The following is a 21936-nucleotide window of genomic DNA, read 5'->3' as shown; positions in this document are numbered from 1 at the left end:
TGTTTATTGTCATTTATAAAAGATATGTTTAGTTTGCATCCACAACTTGCTCAAGATACTTTTTTTGTCGGCGATTTTCCGCTTTCAACATGTCGTTTAATGAATGATATGCAATTCCCGTGGTTGATTTTAATCCCTCGTGTACCGGGAATCACAGAATTATATGAATTGAGCCAAGCTGATCAAGAACAGTTTTTACGTGAATCAAGTTGGTTATCTAGCCAGCTAGCTCGAGTATTCCGTGCTGATAAAATGAATGTTGCAGCTTTAGGTAACATGGTACCTCAGTTGCATTTCCATCATGTTGTACGTTATCAAAATGATGTTGCATGGCCTAAGCCAGTTTGGGGAACACCTGCAGTTCCATATACAAATGATGTACTGGCTCATATGCGTCAAACCCTTATGCTTGCTTTACGTGGTCAAGGTGATATGCCTTTTGATTGGCGCATGGATTAAATCAATGAAATGCCACATTTATACGAATGTGGCTACATTGAGGTATGGAGGACAGGGTGCAATTAGAGAGGTTTATCGATAGAGAGCCTAAGCAGTTTGCATATTTTCATCGTTTGATGGGATATTCAATTCTGTCCTTAATTTTAGTGATCTATGCTTTTACCTCACCTAATACAAATTATCAGATCTACGTTCCTCCTTTTTTTCTCTTTTTACTTTTTATTAGTTCGAAGTTAGAACATTGGCTTCAATACCAATTCGATAAGAAAACTCAAAAAAGTGTCTTTTTTGCAATTGATGCAATTGTTGTAGCGGTTACCTTGGCAGGGTTGCATCTTAATTTAGTCCCTACATTTATTGCGGTATTTGCATTATTTTATTCTGCAATTAATAGTCGTATTTCTTTCGCAGTTATTTGTTTGACGAGCCTGCTAGGCGCGATTATTTTTTATTTAAGTACTTTTTTCCTATTCGGTTTTTATACATATTTTGAACCTACTAGCCAAGAGTTAACTGTAATTACACTCTTGGGTTTGGTCATGTTTATTACCATTGGAAATTACTACCAACATCGTTGGGTTAAAAAAATCAGTCAGCAGCGTCAACATTACTATGACCAAATGACCCGCTATATTGCTTTTGCTAATCAGTTAAGCCGATATGCACCACTACAGTTGTGGCAATCTATCATGCGCGGTGAGGCAGAAGCAAAAATTGAATATAAACGAAAAAAAATGACTGTATTTTTTTCTGATATTCAGGGTTTTACAGAATTATCAGAAACTTTAATTCCTGACGATTTGGCATTTTTGCTTAATGACTATTTAAGCCATATGACGGAAATTGCCAAGCAGTATGAAGCTACGGTCGACAAATTTATGGGGGATGCCATCCTCATATTTTTTGGTGATCCGAATTCTCAGGGTGTAGAGCAAGATGCAAAAGCCTGTGTAGAAATGGCAATCGCTATGCGTCAGCAAATGAAATTGCTGCGTGAGCGTTGGAAAAAAATGGGCTACTCAGCCTTACATATTCGCATGGGAATTAGTACTGGTTACTGCCACGTAGGGAACTATGGGGCAACACATCGTATGGCTTATACTATTGTAGGTCGTGATGTGAATTTGGCAGCTCGTTTACAATACGCTGCTGAAATAGATGAAATTTTAATTTCAGATGATACTTATCAATTAATTAAAAGTGATTTTCTTTGTGCTCCAAAAACACCAATTTACTTAAAAGGTATTCAAGGTGCTGTGAAGACATGGCAAGTAATGGAGAAATATACAGGGAATAAGTCAGATCATCAGCAATGGTTCGACTATGAATATAAAGGCTTCCATTTAGTCCTTAATTTAGAAGAAGTACAAAACTATGAGTACCCTGAATTAGTAGAAGTACTTGAGAAAATGATTCAACGACTTAAAGTTCAACAAACTTTAATTAATACTCAAGGTATTGCACGTTTAAGACTTGAAGATGAAGTTAAGCCTATTGAAATTGATCAGCAAGATCAGGTGTAAAGCTTAAAACGTGAAGTAAAAAAAAGCTGCCTTTAAAAGCAGCTTTTTTTATTTTAATGGCTTTCGGAAGCGTGATTGATTGTATATTTAGGAATCTCAATTTCTAAATCTTCATCAACAATCTTCACTTGGCAAGAGAGACGAGAATCTGGTTCAAGACCCCAAGCGCGATCTAAAAGATCTGCTTCAACATCATCCATTTCTTCTAGGCTGTCAAAACCCTTGCGAACGACTACGTGACAAGTTGTACATGCACACGACATGTCACAAGCGTGTTCAATTTTAATTCCTCGATCAAGCAAACTTTGACAAAGATTTGCATTTTGTTCAACTTCAAATTCTGCACCTTCAGGACAGAACTGAGCATGAGGAAGTACTTTAATACGGGGCATATTGATCACCTATACCTTTAGTTTGAATTTGACCAATCTTCAAGTTTTGTACCTTTTAAGGCGTGGTCAATATGTCGATTCATACGTAGTGCGGCAAAAGCATCACTATGTACTTTAAGTTGTTCTACAGCTTTTTCAATTGCTTGAATATCATTGCCTTCAAGCTGAACTTTTAGCAAATTTTCAGCAGTTTTAAGTGCTTCAAGCTGCTCATCATTAAGCAAATCAGCATCAACTTTGAGAGCTTGTTCTAATGCTTCAAGTTCACGTTGGGCTTCAACTTTGGTTTCTTTTAAATGGCGTAGATTTTTATCTTCTTCCGCGTGTTGGAAACCTTCAATTAATAAGCGCTCAGTGTCAGATTCTGATAAACCATAAGATGGTTTAATATCAATTTGAGCCTGTACACCAGAAGTTGTTTCACGAGCTGAAACAGTAAGTAGACCATCTGCATCTACCTGAAAGGTAACTTCAATACGTGCTTGACCAGCAGTCATTGGTGGAATGCCGTGAAGGACAAATTTTCCTAATGAACGACAATGTTCTACCAAATCTCGTTCACCTTGAACCACATGAATAAGCATGGCGGTTTGGCCATCTTGATAAGTTGTGAATTCTTGACGACGAGCAACAGGAATAGCAGTATTACGTGAAATAAGGCGCTCTACTAATCCACCCATGGTTTCTAGACCAAGTGAGAGAGGAGTTACGTCTAAAAGTAATGAACCGTCTTGACTGTTTCCAATTAATTGGTTGGCAGTAATCGAAGCACCAATTGCAACCACTTCATCAGGGTTGATCGTGCAAAGAGGTTCTTGATTAAATACATTACGAACCGCTTGTTGAACAGCATACGAACGCGTAGAGCCACCAACTAAAACAACATTTTGAATATCTGATAATTCAAGTTTTGCATCACGTAAAACACGCTTACAAACACTGATTGTTTTATCTAAAGCAACTTGAATAATACTTTCAAAAGTTGGACGGTCCAGTGTTAATACATTTTCAAGTAATTTTAACTGAACTGATTCTTGAGTAGATAATTGTTCTTTAGCTTGACGAGCAGCAACCATAAATACTGCATATGCTTCATCGCTCAAAGTATCAATATCTAACTGCTTTTTAGCCCATTTAACAATGAGACGGTCTAAATCGTCACCACCTAGAGCAGTGTGGCCACCGGTAGCTAATACTTCAAAGACACCTTGTGAAAAACGCAAGATTGATACGTCAAAAGTACCACCACCTAAATCATAAATTACATAGTTATGATCTGTAGCTAAATTAGTTTCTTGGTCTAAACCATAAGCCACAGCAGCAGCGGTTGGCTCATTTAATAAACGTAATACATTCAAACCAGCAAGTTGTGCTGCATCACGAGTTGCTTGTCGCTGAGCTTCATCAAAATAGGCAGGAACAGTAATAACTGCACCATTTACTGGATTTTGTAGGCTAGTTTCAGCACGATCTTTTAATTGTTTTAAAATTTCTGCAGAAATTTCAACAGGGGTTTTACGACCAGCACGTGTTTCAAAAGCTGGCATCTCATTTTCAGAACCCATTAATTCATATGGATGCTGAAATTTGATATCCGCTTTTGAACGACCCATAAAGCGTTTTACAGAGACAATTGTATTTTTCGGGTCGGCAATAAGGAAAGGCTTTGCTTCTTCACCGTAGTGAGTTGCATCGTTTCCATAGTGCACAATAGAAGGAAGGAGTCTTCTTTCTTTTTCATCATTGAGTACTTTAGGCTTGCCTGATAACACTGTCGCAACTAAGGAGTGTGTTGTTCCTAGGTCGATACCAATCGCAATGCGGTGTTGGTGTGGGGCACTGGATTGACCCGGTTCAGCAATTTGCAAAAGTGCCATGAGTTAAATCCCTTGAATATAAATTGGAAAAAGCAAAATTAAAAATCGTCGTCTAAATCAAAGTTGTCTTCGTCATCCAACATTTGATCTTCTGCTTTTTCAATATCATTAAGAACGCGCTGAAAGAACCGTAATTTACGTACAGTATCGCGAGCTTCACCCCAGTCTTCATCTGAGTAATCAATTTTAAATTCGCGAACTAAACTTTCTATCCATTGAAACACTTCTTGTTTAAGAGTGCTTAGATGTTCTGGGGAGGTTGCTTCATCCAGTTGCTCACGAAGTTCCAAAGCTGATTGTAAGAACTCAAAATCGCTAATAGATTGATCAAGGTGATGATCTTGCTTTTTTAATGCTAAAAGATAAGCTGCGCGGCTATCTACTTGCGATAATGTTTTAAAAGCTTGATTGATTTCACTTGATTTGATCAATGCCTGATTTTTATCTTCTGCTTTATCTGGATGATATTGCTGCTGCAAATTCAAGAAACTAGATTTTAAGCTCGCCAAATCGATATCGAGTTCTACGGGTAAATTGAACAACTCAAAATGATTCATTAGAAAGGAGGTCCACGTTAATTAAATACATTAAAACAGTGCTAAAAAGACACTGTTTTAATGAGAGATGGAAGGAGAAGGGTTATACAGTGAAAGACTCACCACAACCACATTCGCCTTTTTTATTGGGGTTGTTAAATTCGAACCCTTCATTAAGGCCATTTTTGACGTAGTCCATTTCTAAGCCTTCTAAATAGACATGACTTTTTGGATCTACAAATACCTTAACGCCAAATTGTTCGAAAACTTCGTCATGTTCATCGACAGAATCAACAAATTCAAGAACGTAAGCCAACCCAGAACAGCCAGAAGTTTTCACACCCACGCGAATGCCTTCACCCTTACCTCGGTTTTTGAGGTAATTGCTAATATGAGTCGCAGCATTTTCAGTTAAATGAATCATGAAAACTCCAACGTTTACAGTAATAACAAATTAAGCTTTTGATTTTTTAGTGCGGTAATCTTCAATCGCAGCTTTAATCGCATCTTCAGCTAGTACAGAGCAGTGAACTTTTACTGGTGGAAGAGCAAGCTCGGTTGCGATATCAATATTCTTGATTGCTTGAGCTTCATCAAGAGTTTTACCTTTTAACCACTCAGTTACAAGTGAGCTAGAAGCAATTGCTGAACCACAGCCATAAGTTTTAAAGCGTGCTTCTTCAATCACACCGCTATCGTTTACTTGAATTTGTAAACGCATCACGTCGCCACATGCTGGTGCACCCACCATGCCTGTACCTACATTTTCAGAGTTTTTGTCTAAAACACCAACATTACGAGGGTTTTCGTAATGATCAATTACCTTTTCGCTATAAGCCATTTCGCTTCTCCAAACCTCGGGGTCAGCCTAATATTAATATGAGGGTAAAAACACTAATTTCAATGAATTAGTGTTCAGCCCATTCAACTGTAGAAAGATCGATACCTTCTTTGTACATATCCCAAAGCGGAGAAAGTTCACGTAATTTCTCAACAGCGGCTTTGGTAATTGTAAGCACATGGTCAATATCTTCTTCAGTTGTGTATTTACCAAAACTGAAGCGGATAGAGCTGTGTGCTAGCTCATCAGATAAACCTAATGCGCGAAGAACGTATGAAGGCTCTAAAGTTGCAGAAGTACAAGCAGAACCACTTGATACTGCAGCATCTTTGAGCGACATCATTAAAGATTCACCTTCAACAAAGTTAAAGCTGACATTTAAATAGTTAGCAACGTTTTGAGTTGGATGGCCATTTAAGAAAACTTGTTCAAGATCTTGTAAACCATTCCAAAGCTTGTCGCGAAGCTTGCGAATACGCTCTTGTTCTGCTTGCATTCTTTTGCCAGCAATTTCAAAAGCTTCACCCATACCTACAATTTGATGGGTAGCTAAAGTACCAGAACGCATACCACGCTCATGACCACCGCCATGAATTTGTGCTTTTAAACGAACACGTGGACTACGACGTACATATAATGCACCGATACCTTTTGGACCATAAATTTTATGAGCTGAGAAACTCATTAGGTCAATTTTCATAGTAGATAGGTCAATTTCAACTTTACCAGCAGCTTGAGCAGCATCTACATGAAAGAAGGTTTTATTGGCACGTGTTAATTCACCAATTGCTGCTACATCTGTAACTGTACCGATTTCGTTGTTTACCATCATAAGAGAAACAAGAATAGTATCAGGACGAAGGGCAGCTTTTACCATTTCAGGGGTAATTAAACCAGTTTGTGGTTCTGGTTCTAAATAAGTAATTTCAAAACCTTGGTCTTCTAATTCACGACAAGGATCTAGAACAGCTTTGTGTTCAATTTTACTTGTAATGATATGCTTGCCTTTAGATGCATAAAATTGTGCTACACCTTTTAGAGCAAGGTTATCTGATTCAGTTGCACCAGAAGTCCAAACGATTTCACGTGGATCAGCTTTAATTAAATTTGCAACTTGCTCACGTGCATATTCAACTTTCTCTTCTGCCTGCCAGCCATAAGCGTGGGAACGAGATGCAGCATTACCAAAGGTACCGTCGAAAGTTAAACACTCCATCATACGTTCTGCAACTTGCGGATCTACTGGAGTGGTTGCTGCGTAATCAAGATAAATTGGACGTTTCATATCAAATACCTGTACCCGATAAAAGAGCTGAATCTATGCCAGTCACATTTTGGCGTAATGCAACAGTTTGAACGTTGTCTCGGCTAATGAGGTCGGCAAGAGAGATTTTTGCTAAATAGTCGGCAATATGATGAGAGAGTTCTTGCCATAAATCGTGTGTGAGACACATTGCACCATTTTGGCAGTTACCTTTATGGTCGCAACGAGTTGCATCAACAGTTTCATTTACAGCTTCAATAATTTCTAACACAGTAATTTCATCAGCATTTCGAGCCAAATGATAACCACCATTTGCACCACGAACACTAGAAACTAACCCATGACGCTTAAGTTTTGCGAATAACTGTTCTAAATAAGCAACTGAAATGGATTGGCGAGCTGCAATTTCGGCGAGCGTGATCGTTTGTTCAGTTGGCTGCAAAGCTAAATCAAGTAGAGCAGTCACTGCGTAGCGACCGCGAGTTGTAAGGCGCATGATTCGATACACATGTTAAGACTAGATAATAGGATTTTATGAATCCCGACTAAAATAGTCAAGTTTTTTTATTTTTAATTCAAGTGCAGGAACAAAATGGAAAAATAATTTAAGCAACCCACAAATTATATATGAAATAAACAATAAATATCAGGCTAATTATACCAAAGGAGAAGTTAATATTTCGTTGACGCTGCTGTAAGCGAGTAATTCGATTTTGATATTGTTTAATTTCCACATGAAGTGAATTGATTTCTGATCGTTGTTGATCAATTTTTTCAAGCAATGGGGCAATTCTTTTGCGTGAAGCAAGGGCTTCAGCTTCATCATCAGGTGTATTAAACCATTGCTTCCAGTCTGCTAAAAGTTTAGGCAGAGTAAGGTGAGAAATTAAATCTAATAACTCTTTTTTAGTTTCTTCATCACCATCGATACGCATATTTTTAAGACTGCGCTGGTTTGAAAAAGCGAAAATCTTAATTAAATCGATAAGTGTACTATTGATTTCAAGATCAATACGTCGGTCAAAAGAATGGATATCGAACAACAAACCCTTTTCTGTAAATTGAACATAAAAGTCAAAAAAAGGTAGATAGCTATTGATACGAATAGTCGTTTTGTTTGAAATAAACTTTTTCGCTTGCAAGCGGAGGACACCATCGTGGGTGAGAATAAATGAAAAGAAAGTTTCTAAAATAATTAGAACGATATTCAGCAACAGACGGGGATGTTTTTGTCTTTGTTGCGTTTCACTCATAAAAGTTTATCCTTACAAATAGCAGTTAACCGAAGAATGGGACATCCTATCCCAAACTTAACACAATGTCGTGTTAAATATATTTACATGACTTAATTGCTTTGTAGAACAGTTTTGTAAATGGATCAAGTCTTTACTTTGATATTATAGAAATATTTTGTGGTCAAATCAGTCATCATCTCTCTCATCTGATTAGGAGTTTAGATTAATGGATAATGCAAATATAGAGACACAGGTAGAAGAGTCAGAAGAAAAAAATAAATTAAAATCAAGAAGTTCAAGAAAATCAGCTTTGGATTTTAGAAAGTATACCAAGCAAATTTGGTTGGCTGGGTTAGGAGCTTTTTCACGCGCAGAAGAAGAGGGCAACAAACTCTTTGATTCCTTAGTCAAAGTTGGTGAAGAACTAGAGTCAAAAACTGGAGACTTAGCAGATAACACCGTAGGTAAAGTCACAGAAAAAGCAAAAGAATCTGTATCTGAAACAAAAGATAAAGTAGAGAAAATTCTTGATACCAGTGTGAACCATTCTTTAAACCGGATTGGATTGGTCACTCCGAAGGATTTACAGCACATTGAACAGCTCTTGGTACAGCTTCATATTAAGGTGGATGCTTTAATAGAAGAAAACCAACAATTGAAAGAAAAATTGAATAAAAAGTAAAAAATGTTGGGATTTAGCAAATATATAACAGTTTTTTAGCATTTATTTTCGCTAAAAGCCCTGCTCTAGTATTGCGTTTTCCCCCAAAGCATTGCTATAAAGGCGTCATGGCCTTTTAAACTATAGCCTTGGACCTTAAACAAACGATATTAAGAGGATGTTTTATTCATGAATAAATCAGAATTAATCGATGCAATTGCTGAAAAAGGGGGAGTATCTAAGACTGATGCAGGCAAGGCACTCGATGCGACAATTGCGTCAATTACTGAAGCACTTAAAAAAGGTGACACAGTAACTTTAGTTGGTTTTGGTACTTTCAGTGTTAAAGAACGTGCTGCACGCACTGGTCGTAACCCTAAAACTGGTGAAGAGCTTCAAATTAAAGCAACAAAAGTACCTAGCTTCAAAGCTGGTAAAGGTCTTAAAGATTCAGTAGCTTAATCTTTTAAGATGATTAAACGCGCCAATATAGGCGCGTTTTTTATTAAAAATCTGAATTGACCAATATTGCTCATTCATTGATTGTGGTTTTTCAGTTAAAATTCTCCTCGAAATAAAATATTGGAATACTTATGGAATCGTTTCGTACAGTCATTAAGGGTTGGCTCGGCAAAGTCCTTCTAATTTTGTTTTTGACCCCTTTAGCACTTGTAGGTATTGAAGGATATTTTAATAGGGGAAACAAGGCTGATGTTGCAAAAACAGTAAATGGCCAAGAAATATCTAAAAAAGACCTTGAAACTTTAACTCAGTCTTACAAAGAACAATATTTAGCTGCTGTTAAAGGCGATGAGAGTTTACTTAATTTGCCTGTTATTCAGGCTAAGGCACTCGATATTTTAGTGTCGCGTAATTTGCTAATTCAACAAGCTGAGAAATTAGGTATCTCACTTAGTGATACTCAAATTGAGCAAATGTTAGCTCAACAGCCTAGTTTGCAAGAGAATGGACAGTTCTCGCAAAAACTCTATGAAAATTATTTACGTTCTATTGGTATGACAAGTCAGGGCTTAATTGCTAGTCTTCGTCAAGATCATGCTTTAAAAATGCTAACGTCAACTTTTTCTGATTACTCTTTAGTAAGTAAAGTTGATTTAATGCAAATTGCGAATTTGCAAACTGAACAACGTACGTTACATTTGGCTAGTATTAAATTAGATGGTTATAAAACTGGTTTAACTGCTTCTAATCAAGAAGCTACAGATTATTACAACAAACACCAAAATGAGTTTAAACAACAATCTTCTGTTGATGTGGATTATGTGGTTGTGTCGCCATCACTAATGGCTAAACCAGCTCCTGCAACTGAAGCTGAACTTCAACAAGCGTATAGTAAGTTTGTTGAAACTCAGAAAAAAGATGCTAAACGTACTGTGAAGCATATTTTAATTACTACAGATGCTCGTGATGATGCCGCAGCTCAAAAACTTGCTAAAGAAGTATATGCGAAAATTCAAGGCGGTCTGACATTTGCACAAGCTGCATCTCAGTTCTCTGAAGATCCAAGTTCGAAAGCAAAAGGTGGTTTAGTTGAAGCATATGCACCAGGTGTTTTTTCCGATGCATTTGATAAAACTGTAGTGAGCTTGAAAAATGGACAGATTTCTCAACCAGTAAAAACTCAATATGGTTATCATATTATTGAGGCAGAAACTCAAGCTAGTCAAATCCCTTCATTCGAAGCAGAGAAGGCGCGTTTAACTGCTGAGGTTGAAAAGAATAAAGTTGCAACTGTTTATTCAGATACCGTAAACAGTTTAAATGAAACGATTGTTGGTAATGATTCTTTAGAAGCTGTTGTACAAGAAGTAAAAGGTACAAAAGTTGAATCATTAAATGGCGTAACTTTAGCTACACAAAATCCATATTTAAGTGATCCAAACGTTAAAATTAAATTGTTTAATGATGACGTGAAAAATGGTGACCGTAATGCATCATCTAATATTCAGTTAGCGAATGGTGATACGGTATGGGTTAAAGTACGTGATTATCATGCTGCTGGTGTAAAACCTTTAGCACAGGCGATGAATGAAGCAAAAGCAAAAGTTATCGATGAAAAAGCGCGTAAAGCTGTTCAAGCTAAAATTGCTACAATGCTAGCTGAATTTAAAACTCAACCAGCAGATCAAGTAGTTGCTAAAAATAAAGTAGCATTTGAATCGGCTGGCGTATTTAGTCGTTCACAAGGATTAAAGCGTGAAATTGAGCGCGCGGCATTTAGTGCAACTACACCTAAGCCAGGTATGTGGTCTGTTACAACTGCAAATTTACCAAATGAGCTAGTTGTTGTTGCAGTTTCAAATGTAAATTCATCTGCTGCGAATGCTATCCCTGCTGATCAGTTACAGCAATTAAAGCAACTTTATCGTCAGTCACGTGGTCAACAAATATTGGAAGATTACAGTCAATATTTAAAATCACATGCGAAAATTAAATAATAATTTGATTCAATAAAAAAAAGCGCCTCGGCGCTTTTTTTTATTGGCAGTTAATCTAAGCTGTGCCCAATATATTGCTGTCTATATTGTTTAGGAGATAAATCAAAAATTCGTTTAAATGCCTGACTAAATGCTGTTTCGGATGAATAGCCAACCTTATTTGATATTTGCTGAATTGATAAGTTACTTGTGCGTAAATACTGGCTGGCTAAACGGAAACGGTAATGTTGTAAATAAGTTAGAGGTGGCTCACCAATAATACTGCTAAATAAGTTTGCAAATTTAGAACGTGACATACAGCATTGTTCAGCTAAAGATTCAACTGTCCATGTGACTTCTGGCTGGCTATGAATAGCAGATAGCGCATTGCTTAGTTCGGGATGAGTTAAAGCACTTAACCAGTTTTGTTGATCTGTCATCTGTTGAATATGATCACGAATGCATTCGATGAGCAAAATACTGACTAAGTGATCAATAATTTTGTCGTGACCCGGCCTGATTTTTTGAGTTTCGATTGCTAGAAAATAAAGTCCAATTTGTAGCCATTCAGGTGGGGTAGTTTGATTTTCATGCTGAATATGCATGATGGACGGCAGGGCATTAATAAGTGGCCCAGCCATATGGGTATCGATTTGACAGCGTAAAGATAGCAATAATGTATTATCTGGAGATGAAGTACCAAATTCGATGGCATCTTGTCTATGACCATTAAAAAGCGACGTTATATCTAAAGAATCTACCAATTTACTCGCTGTTGATTTTGAGTCAGTCGCACTATGTGCTTTCCCCGAAGGAATCAAAATAATATCGCCAGCAGTCGCTGTTATTTTTTCTGAAGTGTTAAGTTGAATATATACTGAACCAGTTAAAACAATATAAGCAAGTAGAGCAGATTGATCTTGTGTTTTAAAAGCCCATTCTCCTTGCGCTTTTAAATATATGTATTCAGACTTATTCAGGTGAATATCATCAAAAAATTTACTTAGTGCATCCATATTTAAATGATCAATCATTATTTTAATAAAATTATAGTGAGCTATAAGAATAGATCAACATGTGTTTTTAGGACAGAAAAGTGGAAGAAAATGCCAAAGACTTTAACATAGGTTTTTTGGACGGTTACTACTGTTAACTAAACACTATTTCTTTAACTATATAGACATATAGAAAAAGGAAATATAGCTATGAATGCACCAGTAAATGTTCAGCAAGAACTTATGCCAGTGCCTGCGTCTATGCGTGAAATAGATCGCAAACGCTTTTTATGGATGATTAGTCCTGCTTTACCTGCTATCGGTTTGGGTATTTTAGCTGGTTATCAGTTTGGTCCACGTCCTTTGAAGAAAGTTTTCGCATTAGGTGGTCCACTTTTATTACATGTCGTGATTCCTGCAATTGATACTATTATTGGGAAAGATGCTCGAAATCCGACAGATGAAGAAATTAAGCTATTAGAAAAAGATCCATATTACTCACGTCTTGTGAAGAGTTTTATTCCTCTACAGTATGCTGCGAATGTTTATGCATGTTATTTAACAAGTCGTAAAACAACATCTTTTATTGATAAGATTTTACTTGGTATCTCAATGGGTGCAATCAATGGTATTGCGATTAATACAGCCCATGAGTTAAGTCATAAGCATGATCGTATAGACCATATTCTGTCTCATCTTGCTTTAGTTCCAACTGGCTATAATCATTTTCGTATTGAGCATCCTTACGGTCATCATAAGCGTGCAGCAACACCAGAAGATCCAGCTTCATCACGTATGGGTGAAACATTCTATGAGTTCTGGCCACGTACTGTTGTTGGTTCTTTTAAATCTGCAATAGAAATTGAAAAAAATCGTTTGAAACGTAAAGGTAAAGAATTCTGGTCTTCAGATAATGAACTATTACAAGGCTGGGGAATGACTGCTGCTTTTCATGGTTCTATGGTTGGAATCTTTGGTAAACGTACAATTCCATATTTAGCGACACAAGCATTTTATGGCATTAGTCTTTTTGAGATTATTAACTATATTGAGCATTATGGTTTATTACGTCAGAAAAAAGAAAATGGTCAATATGAGCGTACAATGCCAGAGCATAGCTGGAACAATAATAACGTTGTAACAAACTTATTCTTGTACCAATTGCAGCGTCATTCAGACCATCATGCTTATCCGACTCGTCCATTCCAAGCATTACGTCATTTTGACGAGGCACCTGAGCTACCAAGCGGTTATGCAAGTATGTTACTACCAGCATTAATCCCTTCATTGTGGTTTAAAATAATGGATAAGCGAGTTTTTGATCATTATAAAGGTGATTTAAACAAAGCAAATATTTCGTCAAAACGACGTGCAAAAATCTTTAAGAAATTTGGTGTAGTTGATAAAGCGTTAGACAGTACAACTACCGAATAAATAAAAAATTTAATTCCTGAAATACGAAGCCCTCTAGTTTAATCACTAGAGGGCTTTTAAGTTTTTACATAAAAAGCTAATAAAAGAAGGAGAAATTTCCCTTAATTATTATTTTAGTTCGCTAGAAGATTTACCCAGTTCTCGGCGGGCAATGATTAATTGCTGGATTTGCTGAGTACCTTCAAAGATATCGAGAATTTTCGAATCACGTGCCCATTTTTCAAGTAACTCATCTTCGTTATAGCCAACACTTGCTGCCAATTCGACACATTTTAAAGTGATCTCATTACCCACACGACCTGCTTTAGCTTTTGCAATAGAAGCTTCCTTAGAGTTTGGTTTTTTGTTATCTGCCATCCACGTTGCTTTTAACATGAGTAGGCGAGCGGCTTCCCACTCAGCTTCCATACGGTAGATTTGAGCTGCAAGGTTAGAAGCATGTAGGTAGGGGGTAGAGTAATTAGGATCGAGTTGATCTTTAAAAATCTCTTTAATACGTTCTAGTGAAGCTTTAGCACAACCGATTGCCATTGCTGCAACTAAGGGACGAGTATTGTCAAAAGTTTCCATTACTCCAGCAAAACCTTTAGCGACATCTACTTCGGCATTACCTAAAAGGTTTTCGGCTGGCACACGGCAATCAATAAAACTAATCACTGCCGTATCTGAAGCTTTAATTCCTAATTTATGTTCGAGACGTTCAACCTTCATTCCCGGTGTACCTTTAGGTACCACAAATGACTTAATCGCTGCACGTCCAAGTTTGCGATCAAGCGTGGCCCAAACGACGACAGAATCTGCACGTTCGCCAGAAGTCACAAAAATCTTTTCACCATTTAAAATATAGTCATTGCCATCTTTGGTTGCAGTGGTGCGGATCGCAGCAGAGTCAGAGCCGCATCCTGGCTCAGTAATGGCCATTGCTGCCCATGTTCCTTTGAAAAGCTCCAATTGTTCATCATTTGCCACAGCAGCGATTGCTGAGTTTCCAAGCCCCTGACGCGGCATACTCAGCAATAAGCCTGTATCGCCATAACACATCTCAATGATTCCAAGAGCGGTCGACATGTTGGTTCCGTTACGAACACCTTCACTTTCTGTATCACCGCGCTTTCCAGCACCTGCAGCTCCAGCATTAATTCCTTCGCCACCTTCATTCATACCATCAATGAGTGAAGCGAGCATATCCAGCTCTTTGGGATAAGCATGTTCAGCTTTATCATATTTACGAGAAATAGGGCGTAAAACATTGATCGCAACATCATGTGCTTGATCAATCATCATTTTGAATTTTTTAGGATTTTGTAAATTCATTAAAGTATCCTCTGATTGATCATTTAAGCATGTAAGCCAGATTGTACAATTGCAGTAGCGCGTAGATCACGGTACCAACGTTCAACTGGATGTTCTTTTGTGAAACCATGTCCACCAAGAATTTGCACACCATCTGTACCGATTTTCATGGATTTTTCAGCACAAAGTAGTTGGGCTAGATAAGCTTCGCGGTGAAATGGCTTGCCTGACTCTGCAAGACTTGCCGCATTTAAAATCAACATACGCATCGCATCAATTTCAATAGCCATATCTGCAATCATGAAAGCGACACTTTGGCGATGAGAAATTGGTTCACCGAAAGCAGTTCGTTCATTGGCATATTTAATACAATAAGCTTTTACAGCTTCACATGTACCTACAGCCATTGCACACCACATTAAGTTACCCAAATCTAAAAAAGCAGTGTAATCAAAATCTGTTGCACCTAAGCGTAGAGCAGGTGTGTGATTAAAGCGAAGAGTTGCAGTTTCTGTGGCTTTAAGACCCATGGCCGAAGTGTTTTTAATTGAAATTGTGTCACCGCATTGCACGACAAATACGTCTGGTTTGCCGTTAAAGTCTGCACTTACTAAAAATACATCAGCTAAATCACCTAAAATTACTAATGTTTTTTCGCCATCAATAAAAAACTGATCATTTTCAAGTAATGCTTTTGTTTTTAAAGCATAAGGATTAAATGCTGGAGTTGCTTCTTGAACTGCAAAGGTTGCTGTAATATCTGAGTCTTCTGCAAAACATGGTAGGTAAATTGACTGAACTTCAGCAGAACCCCAACGTGTGATTGCATTGATAACGCTAAATGTACTGAGTAATCCTGCCGTTAGGCTAAAATCACCTTCAGCTAGTTTTTCAGCTATTAATAGATTACTTACAATATTTTGTTCGGTCGCGACACCACCTAATGCCTCTGGAAGCGCATAGTAGTTAAGACCTAAATCCTCAACATATTGCCAAAGACTTTCAGGAAACTGAGCATTCTGGTCAGCTTCATGTGCTAATCCTAATAAAACCTCTTGAGCAAATTGAGACATTGCATCAGAGGTCATTTGTTGTTCTTCAGTTAGGCTTAAATCAAATAGATTTTTTTGTTGGCGAGGTAATCGCTGTTGGGATATCTGTTTTGGTTTAAATGCTTTTTGAGTCTGGCTTAATGCTTTAAAACCAGCTTTTGAACCTTGATAAAGAGATTTTTCAACAAATTTACGTAACTTGAGTTGATCAAGTACATCGCTTCCAGCCAATCTGGTGATCAGCGATAAACCCAAACCCTGAGCTTTATTGATCATACTTGTCATGATTATGGTGTCCTAACACGTTGTTATTGTTTTATGCTGACACGCCTTATATTAAAAAACTATGTCGTTACTGACATTCAAAAAATGAGTAGATAAATGGCAAATAGAAAATAATAAAATTATAAGTTTTTGATTTTATTTGTTTAAAATTATTTGATGATTGGGTGGGTTGAGAGGTATTGACTAGAATGACATGGAATCATTCTAGTCCTTTATTAAATTAAGCAAAGTTACGAATCATACGTCGCACATTTGTTTTTGCATCAATAACTGTCATAAACGTATAGGCTCCAATAAACTTACGGCTAATAAACATAAATTCTTTTGGAGGAACTGAGAAATAACGTGATGCCATTGATTTACTTGCTTGCTGCATGACACGGCTATGTAACTGACTTTTCTTCCAGTCATAACGTTCATTTTCATCCATAAGGCCAGCAGGCATATCTGGATTATTTGCAGGGGTACTAAATGCTTCTGTCGCGATTAAAAAGACATCGGCCATGCCTGGTTTAATACTTTCAGGCATTCCATCAAAAAACTCATATCCAGTCATGGCTTGTACCATCGCATTTTTATCATGCTGATAACCTGCCTGAATGAGTTGACGTGCAACTGCTAACAGATGTTCATCAAACTGACGGATAGCACCAAAATCTAATAACACAATTTTGTCTTGAACGTCTTGGCCATTACCCAAACGAACAAGGTAATTACCAAAGTTAGGGTCAGTCTGCATTTCACCCCATTCAAAAATTTCACGAACTGCAATTTCGAGTGAAGCTTCACCGAGCTGATTACGACGCTCTTGAGGTAAAGACAACATCACAGGGCTATTGATTGGAACACCACGTTCAAAAGTCATGCAAAGTACTTGATTGGTACAGTATTCATCTACAATTGTCGGAACAATATAACGCTCGTCATCTTTTAAGCGTTCACCGAAACGACGGGTAGTGGCAGCTTCAACATCATAATCAACTTCACGATGCATCATTTCACGTACTTCATCAAACCACTGATCAAATTCACGGGTTTGTGGCACCATACGTGTCAGTTTAAGCATGTTCTTAAACAAGCTCATATCTGAATCAATTGCATTTGCAACGCCAGGATATTGGATTTTTAAAACTAACTCTAAGCCGTCTGATTTACGTGTTGCACGATGTACTTGTGCGAGAGATGCAGTACCAATTGGTTCATGATCAATCGTTAAATCATTTAATTTAGCACCCAGTTGCTCTTGTAGATGTGGCTTAATTGCAGGCCAATCTAAGGCAACGGTTTGGTTATTTAGGGTATTTAATGCTTGTGTAATCTCTTCTGGTAAAAAGTGTTCACCATAAAGAGCCATCATTTGGCCAATTTTAACAATAGAACCCTTAAGTTTACCTATTTCAGAAACCAGATAATTAGCTTGTTCGCTCATCGCTTTTTTGCGTTTCTTTTCTTTTTCTTCTTCATTAGAAAATAAAGAAGAGGCACTTGCAGTTGCCCAACGTGTTCCTGCAAGTAAAGAAGCTTTCGCGATTGATAAGCGTCGATCCATGGAAGAAGTTTTTAAACTCTTAAGCTTATCTTTCTGATTTGACATGAAAATAGAATCCTATGCGCATCATGCAGCCAAACGCTGGTGATCTAAAATTGTAACGAATATTACATGTTTTGAGCGTATTAAAATAGTTCTCTCAGACTGAATGATAGGCCGAAATGGTCATCTTTATTCCAATAATTCTTAAATAGCCTAAGCAATGTGGAAATTTAAGAAATTAAAACAATTCAGATGAGTAAAACTAAGATAAAACAGATCTTTGATAACAAAATGGATTACATTTTAAATTGAATCTTTAATTCAGATTTCTGCATCAAATGCAGGCGATTGGTCTGAATATGTTGCAATAACATCTGTTTGACTGAATCATGCATAAAACCAAGTGCATGAGCTTTTACTATAATGATGCTAGGAAGGGTGTAAAAGAAGTACTTAACATCATCAAGAGTTGCATTATTAAAAATACCTTGTTCAATTAACGTCTGCTGCAAAAATTGCTTTTCATTTAATACAGAATCTGAAGATTCATCCCAAAAACGGTGACGCATAGCCATCAGATTGTTGTGTTTATAACTCATAAAATTGTCAGCTCAGACTTCAAATCTAAATAAAATATATGGAGTCGAGCAACGAATATCAAGTTGAGATTATTTTTTCTTCAGTTGCTGTTTGAATTTTTATGTAACTCTTGTAAATAGCCTAAGCAAATTTAAAAATTTTTCTAAAAAAACTATAATCGAAACAATTTCATCTATAACACCACTTATTATGACTCCTGCATGTAGATTGTTAAAAAGTAATAAAATCGAATTTTCTATTCATGAATATGAACATGATTCAAATGCTAAAAGTTTTGGATTAGAAGCAGCCGAAAAATTAGATTTAGATGTAAACGAAGTATTTAAAACTCTAATGGTAAGTGACGATAAAAATTATTTCGTTGCTGTCTTACCAGTTAATCATCAATTAAATTTAAAAAAAGTAGCTACGGCGTTTGGATGTAAAAAATTACAGATGGCTAATCCTAAAGATGCTGAACGTTTAACAGGATATTTAGTAGGAGGGATTAGTCCTTTAGGTCAAAAGAAACGATTAAAAACGGTCATTGATGCATCAGCTCAAAACTTTAATAAAATTTATGTAAGTGGTGGAAAAAGAGGGCTGGATATTGGTTTAAATCCAAAAGATTTAGCTCAGCTTTTAAATGCTCAATTTGTTGATGTACTTGATCAATAATAATGGCTTAAAAACTTACTTTAAGAACTAACCATGATTCTCTATCTGTATTGAGAAAGTACTTTATTGCAGATCTTTTTTTAAAAGAGAGAAGCACAAATAATGAAGAAAAAGCTTGAACTATCAAATGAAAATGATTATCATTATTGTTAATGGCGATATAGCTATTTTCTAAAGGAGCAAAGACATTGGTTGTAATATCAATCTTATATTCTATTCGTTCATGCTCATTTTCTTATGAATTTTAGAGTTATACCAGAAGCACCAACAATGAGAATAGCGAAAGGTGAGTTGATTTCTGGTATATGACACCTGCGAGACATTATAAAAATATGCAGGTTCAAGTAGCGGTAAATGGAACTAAGAAAAATAAATACTATCAGCGCAACAAAAAGAATAAACCAAGAGTGGCAAGCGAGGATGGCTTGCCACTCTTGTATTTACAGTTAGCTTCATACTTATTCATATTGTTCAACCTTTTTAGAGTATTAACGCTATTCAGTAACAGATCTATTATATTTTTGACTAAAAAATAACCACTAATGTTTCATTTATTAATATCCTGCCTTTTAAACCAATTTTTTGTATACCCTGAATAAAACATGATCAAAAAAGAGGTAAAAGCGTGCTTATTTTTCATGGAAAACCTGTTCATGGAGCAATTTTTGATATGGATGGGACAATGTTTGATACTGAGAGGTTGCGGTTTCAAACATTGCAACAAGCATCTCAAGAACTCATTGGACAGGAATTTTCACACGAATATTTAATGCAATGTTTAGGTTTAAGTGCAACTACGGCTGAACAATTGGCTCAACGGTTATATGGGGTAAATGTTCCCTATAAGGAAATTCGAAAAAAAGCTGATGAGATGGAACTTGAATATATTCGGAAACACGGTGTACCGATTAAAAAAGGTTTAGTTCAAGTTTTAGAACGTTTACGAAAATCTGGTTTAAGAATGGCTGTTGCGACTTCAAGCCGTAGAGCAATTGCCGAAGAATATTTAATTAATGCGAATGTTTATAAATTTTTTGATGTGATTACCTGTGGTGATGAAGTCGAACAAGGAAAGCCGCATCCTGAAATCTTTTTAAAAGCTGCTAGTCAACTTCACTTGGATGCTAACCAGTGTCTTATGTTTGAAGATTCTGAAAATGGTTTAACTTCGGCTCACACTTCAAAAGGTTTGACGATTTTATTAAAAGATATTAAAGAACCAAATGATGAAATGCTGGAAAAAGCACATTTTTATTATGATCAGATGTATGACTTGTTAACTGATCTCGACCAATTTATTCCTGTTATGGATATGCCAGATATGCAGGAGCCTTTTCCGCAAAGCCTAAATCAACTGACGGTTGGAATACATGGTTTCGGTGCTATTGGCGGTGGTTATATAGCGCAAATCTTGTCACATTGGGATGGGTACACAAAACCAAAGAGAATTATTGCTTCAACACGTAATAGTCTTTTTCGAGAGGCTGTGAATGCATTTGGAACTTATAGTATTCGCTATGGTCAATTTTCTTATGATGAACGTATTGAGAATATGACTATTGTTGATTCTGACAATGAACAACAAATGTTAGAGATGTATACACATTCAAGTTTGATTGCACTTTGCTTACCTGAGCAAGCTATAGAGGTTGAGTCAAAAATAATTGCAAAAGGATTATATGCGCGTTTTAACTCGCCACTTGAAACATGTATTGAACCGTTAACTTTTCTAATTATTTTAAATAAAGTCGGTGCGAAATATTTGGTTATGAAGCATCTTAGAGACGCTCTACTAGAGTTAACTAACGATGAAGATGTAACTGAGCATATTTTAAAAGAACATTACTTTTGCGACACTGTTGTAAACCGCATGGTTTCAAAGCTATCTAATCAAAATTTATATCGCCAACTTCGCATTAAGCATCACTTTCTTGAACAGCATTTATCTGATGTCGAGCATGAAGAACAAGTCGAAATTGAAGATTGCAATAAACTGACTCAAGATCAGCAAAACCAGGCATCTTTATATGTTGATAACATGCGCCGTAATTTCCAGCCAGGTCATATATTACAAAGCATGGACCTAATTCTGTTTCATAGTGAAACGGATATGCCAATTTATGTAGAAAAAGGCAGCCCTTTACTCGAAAAGTTACGTCAAGTTGTCTTGGTTAATCAGATTACAGATATTCAATTAATCAAAAATCGACTATGGAATGGCGTGCATGCCATGCTTGCTTGGTACGCATCTTTACTAGGTTATGAATCTATTGGTATTGCCATGGGTGATCATTCAGTTAAAGCATTTGCAGAAAACTTAATTAGAGAAGTAAAGCAAGGGCTTGCAATTGTATTACCTAACTATGCAAAAGATTTGGATCGTATGGCACAAAGCTTTCTAGACTCATGTGAATATGCTTTTAAAGACCCTTGTCAACGAGTGGCCAGAGATCCACTTCGCAAATTAACTCATAATGAAAGAGTAATTGCGTCAATTGAGGTGAATATAGGTCATGATTTGCCTTATAAAAACTTATTAAAAGGCGCTGCGCTAGGGTATGCGTATGCAATTCAATATTTAGAAATTGAAGAGGCTGATGTAATCAAACATTTACAACAGCAAATTCAAAAAATGGATATGAATACTACCCAAAAAAGACAACTTGAAGTTGAGTTAACGCAATTAGTTCAATATTTATTTTCTGAACAAGGCAAACAGCCTTTAAACATGAATATTACCAACTCGAAAAGTACGCGTACTCAGTATGCTTAAGTTCGTTTAAATAATTAATGTTCTACAACTGAAAGGCAAACGTGCTTTAATATGAAAATTGAATGATTTTGAATTAAAGCTGTGTTGCTA

The 21936-nt window shown here is 36.6% G+C and carries 21 protein-coding genes; 8 read left to right on the top strand and 13 right to left on the bottom strand.

The window, feature by feature from the left end; translation table 11 throughout:
* The first annotated feature begins 24 nt into the window (after positions 1-24).
* Both AOLE_RS10660 and AOLE_RS10655 read left to right on the top strand, forming a co-directional pair.
* Positions 25-459, top strand: a complete 435-nt coding sequence (locus AOLE_RS10660; protein ID WP_004792657.1) for an HIT domain-containing protein — start codon at positions 25-27, stop codon at positions 457-459.
* 56 nt (positions 460-515) lie between these two features.
* Entirely contained in the window at positions 516-1982 is a 1467-nt protein-coding gene (locus AOLE_RS10655) for an adenylate/guanylate cyclase domain-containing protein (protein ID WP_023274248.1), read from the top strand.
* A gap of 53 nt (positions 1983-2035) precedes the next feature.
* Here the strand turns inward: AOLE_RS10655 and fdx are convergent, their stop codons facing one another.
* The 8 genes from fdx to AOLE_RS10615 form a co-directional block, all read right to left on the bottom strand.
* Positions 2036-2374, bottom strand: coding sequence for an ISC system 2Fe-2S type ferredoxin (gene fdx / locus AOLE_RS10650; RefSeq protein ID WP_004792653.1), 339 nt, complete (start codon positions 2372-2374; stop codon positions 2036-2038).
* Positions 2375-2391: 17 nt separating this feature from the next.
* Positions 2392-4251, bottom strand: coding sequence for a Fe-S protein assembly chaperone HscA (hscA, locus tag AOLE_RS10645; RefSeq protein WP_013198052.1), 1860 nt, complete (start codon positions 4249-4251; stop codon positions 2392-2394).
* A gap of 38 nt (positions 4252-4289) precedes the next feature.
* Positions 4290-4808 carry a Fe-S protein assembly co-chaperone HscB gene (gene hscB / locus AOLE_RS10640; protein WP_005304822.1) on the bottom strand — a complete coding sequence of 173 codons (519 nt, stop codon included), beginning with the start codon at positions 4806-4808 and terminating at the stop codon, positions 4290-4292.
* 82 nt (positions 4809-4890) lie between these two features.
* On the bottom strand, positions 4891-5211 hold the full coding sequence (gene iscA, locus AOLE_RS10635; RefSeq protein WP_004792648.1) for an iron-sulfur cluster assembly protein IscA: 321 nt from the start codon (positions 5209-5211) through the stop codon (positions 4891-4893).
* Between the two features lie 30 nt (positions 5212-5241).
* Positions 5242-5628: a Fe-S cluster assembly scaffold IscU gene (gene iscU / locus AOLE_RS10630; RefSeq protein ID WP_004792646.1), complete on the bottom strand. Its 387-nt coding sequence runs from the start codon at positions 5626-5628 to the stop codon at positions 5242-5244.
* Between the two features lie 67 nt (positions 5629-5695).
* Positions 5696-6913: an IscS subfamily cysteine desulfurase gene (locus tag AOLE_RS10625; RefSeq protein ID WP_013198051.1), complete on the bottom strand. Its 1218-nt coding sequence runs from the start codon at positions 6911-6913 to the stop codon at positions 5696-5698.
* A 1-nt stretch (position 6914) separates the two neighbouring features.
* Entirely contained in the window at positions 6915-7388 is a 474-nt protein-coding gene (locus AOLE_RS10620; RefSeq protein ID WP_004792640.1) for an Rrf2 family transcriptional regulator, read from the bottom strand.
* A gap of 109 nt (positions 7389-7497) precedes the next feature.
* Positions 7498-8145: a hypothetical protein gene (locus tag AOLE_RS10615; RefSeq protein WP_013198050.1), complete on the bottom strand. Its 648-nt coding sequence runs from the start codon at positions 8143-8145 to the stop codon at positions 7498-7500.
* A 208-nt stretch (positions 8146-8353) separates the two neighbouring features.
* On the opposite strand from AOLE_RS10615, the gene AOLE_RS10610 reads away from it, so the two are divergent.
* From AOLE_RS10610 to AOLE_RS10600, 3 genes are all read left to right on the top strand, one after another.
* The gene (locus AOLE_RS10610; RefSeq protein WP_013198049.1) at positions 8354-8809 is read left to right on the top strand and encodes a phasin family protein; all 456 of its coding nucleotides are present in this window, start codon (positions 8354-8356) and stop codon (positions 8807-8809) included.
* A gap of 168 nt (positions 8810-8977) precedes the next feature.
* Positions 8978-9250: an HU family DNA-binding protein gene (locus AOLE_RS10605; RefSeq protein ID WP_001043034.1), complete on the top strand. Its 273-nt coding sequence runs from the start codon at positions 8978-8980 to the stop codon at positions 9248-9250.
* A gap of 131 nt (positions 9251-9381) precedes the next feature.
* Positions 9382-11247: a SurA N-terminal domain-containing protein gene (locus AOLE_RS10600; protein WP_013198048.1), complete on the top strand. Its 1866-nt coding sequence runs from the start codon at positions 9382-9384 to the stop codon at positions 11245-11247.
* Between the two features lie 50 nt (positions 11248-11297).
* Here the strand turns inward: AOLE_RS10600 and AOLE_RS10595 are convergent, their stop codons facing one another.
* Entirely contained in the window at positions 11298-12242 is a 945-nt protein-coding gene (locus AOLE_RS10595) for an AraC family transcriptional regulator (protein WP_013198047.1), read from the bottom strand.
* A 189-nt stretch (positions 12243-12431) separates the two neighbouring features.
* On the opposite strand from AOLE_RS10595, the gene AOLE_RS10590 reads away from it, so the two are divergent.
* Positions 12432-13655: an alkane 1-monooxygenase gene (locus AOLE_RS10590; RefSeq protein WP_013198046.1), complete on the top strand. Its 1224-nt coding sequence runs from the start codon at positions 12432-12434 to the stop codon at positions 13653-13655.
* Between the two features lie 108 nt (positions 13656-13763).
* On the opposite strand, the gene AOLE_RS10585 is transcribed toward AOLE_RS10590, so the two are convergent.
* The 4 genes from AOLE_RS10585 to AOLE_RS10570 all read right to left on the bottom strand — a co-directional run bounded on the left by AOLE_RS10585 (position 13764) and on the right by AOLE_RS10570 (position 18415).
* Positions 13764-14969, bottom strand: coding sequence for an acyl-CoA dehydrogenase family protein (locus AOLE_RS10585; RefSeq protein WP_013198045.1), 1206 nt, complete (start codon positions 14967-14969; stop codon positions 13764-13766).
* A gap of 23 nt (positions 14970-14992) precedes the next feature.
* Positions 14993-16276 (bottom strand): acyl-CoA dehydrogenase family protein, encoded by a 1284-nt coding sequence (locus tag AOLE_RS10580; RefSeq protein WP_171056869.1) that lies wholly within the window; start codon positions 16274-16276, stop codon positions 14993-14995.
* Positions 16277-16505: 229 nt separating this feature from the next.
* Positions 16506-17879 (bottom strand): ABC1 kinase family protein, encoded by a 1374-nt coding sequence (locus AOLE_RS10575; RefSeq protein ID WP_013198043.1) that lies wholly within the window; start codon positions 17877-17879, stop codon positions 16506-16508.
* 233 nt (positions 17880-18112) lie between these two features.
* On the bottom strand, positions 18113-18415 hold the full coding sequence (locus AOLE_RS10570) for a hypothetical protein (protein WP_004792622.1): 303 nt from the start codon (positions 18413-18415) through the stop codon (positions 18113-18115).
* Positions 18416-18605: 190 nt separating this feature from the next.
* Here AOLE_RS10570 and ybaK point away from each other — a divergent pair, with 190 nt between their 5' ends.
* Positions 18606-19073, top strand: coding sequence for a Cys-tRNA(Pro) deacylase (ybaK, locus tag AOLE_RS10565; RefSeq protein ID WP_004792620.1), 468 nt, complete (start codon positions 18606-18608; stop codon positions 19071-19073).
* Positions 19074-19698: 625 nt separating this feature from the next.
* Positions 19699-21846 (top strand): bifunctional mannitol-1-phosphate dehydrogenase/phosphatase, encoded by a 2148-nt coding sequence (mtlD, locus tag AOLE_RS10555; protein ID WP_013198040.1) that lies wholly within the window; start codon positions 19699-19701, stop codon positions 21844-21846.
* Positions 21847-21936: the final 90 nt, after the last annotated feature.

It is taken from the genome of Acinetobacter oleivorans DR1 (genome assembly GCF_000196795.1).
GTDB lineage: Bacteria > Pseudomonadota > Gammaproteobacteria > Pseudomonadales > Moraxellaceae > Acinetobacter > Acinetobacter oleivorans.
Note: the sequence above shows the minus strand (reverse complement) of the source record. Positions and strands in the feature narration are given on the sequence as shown.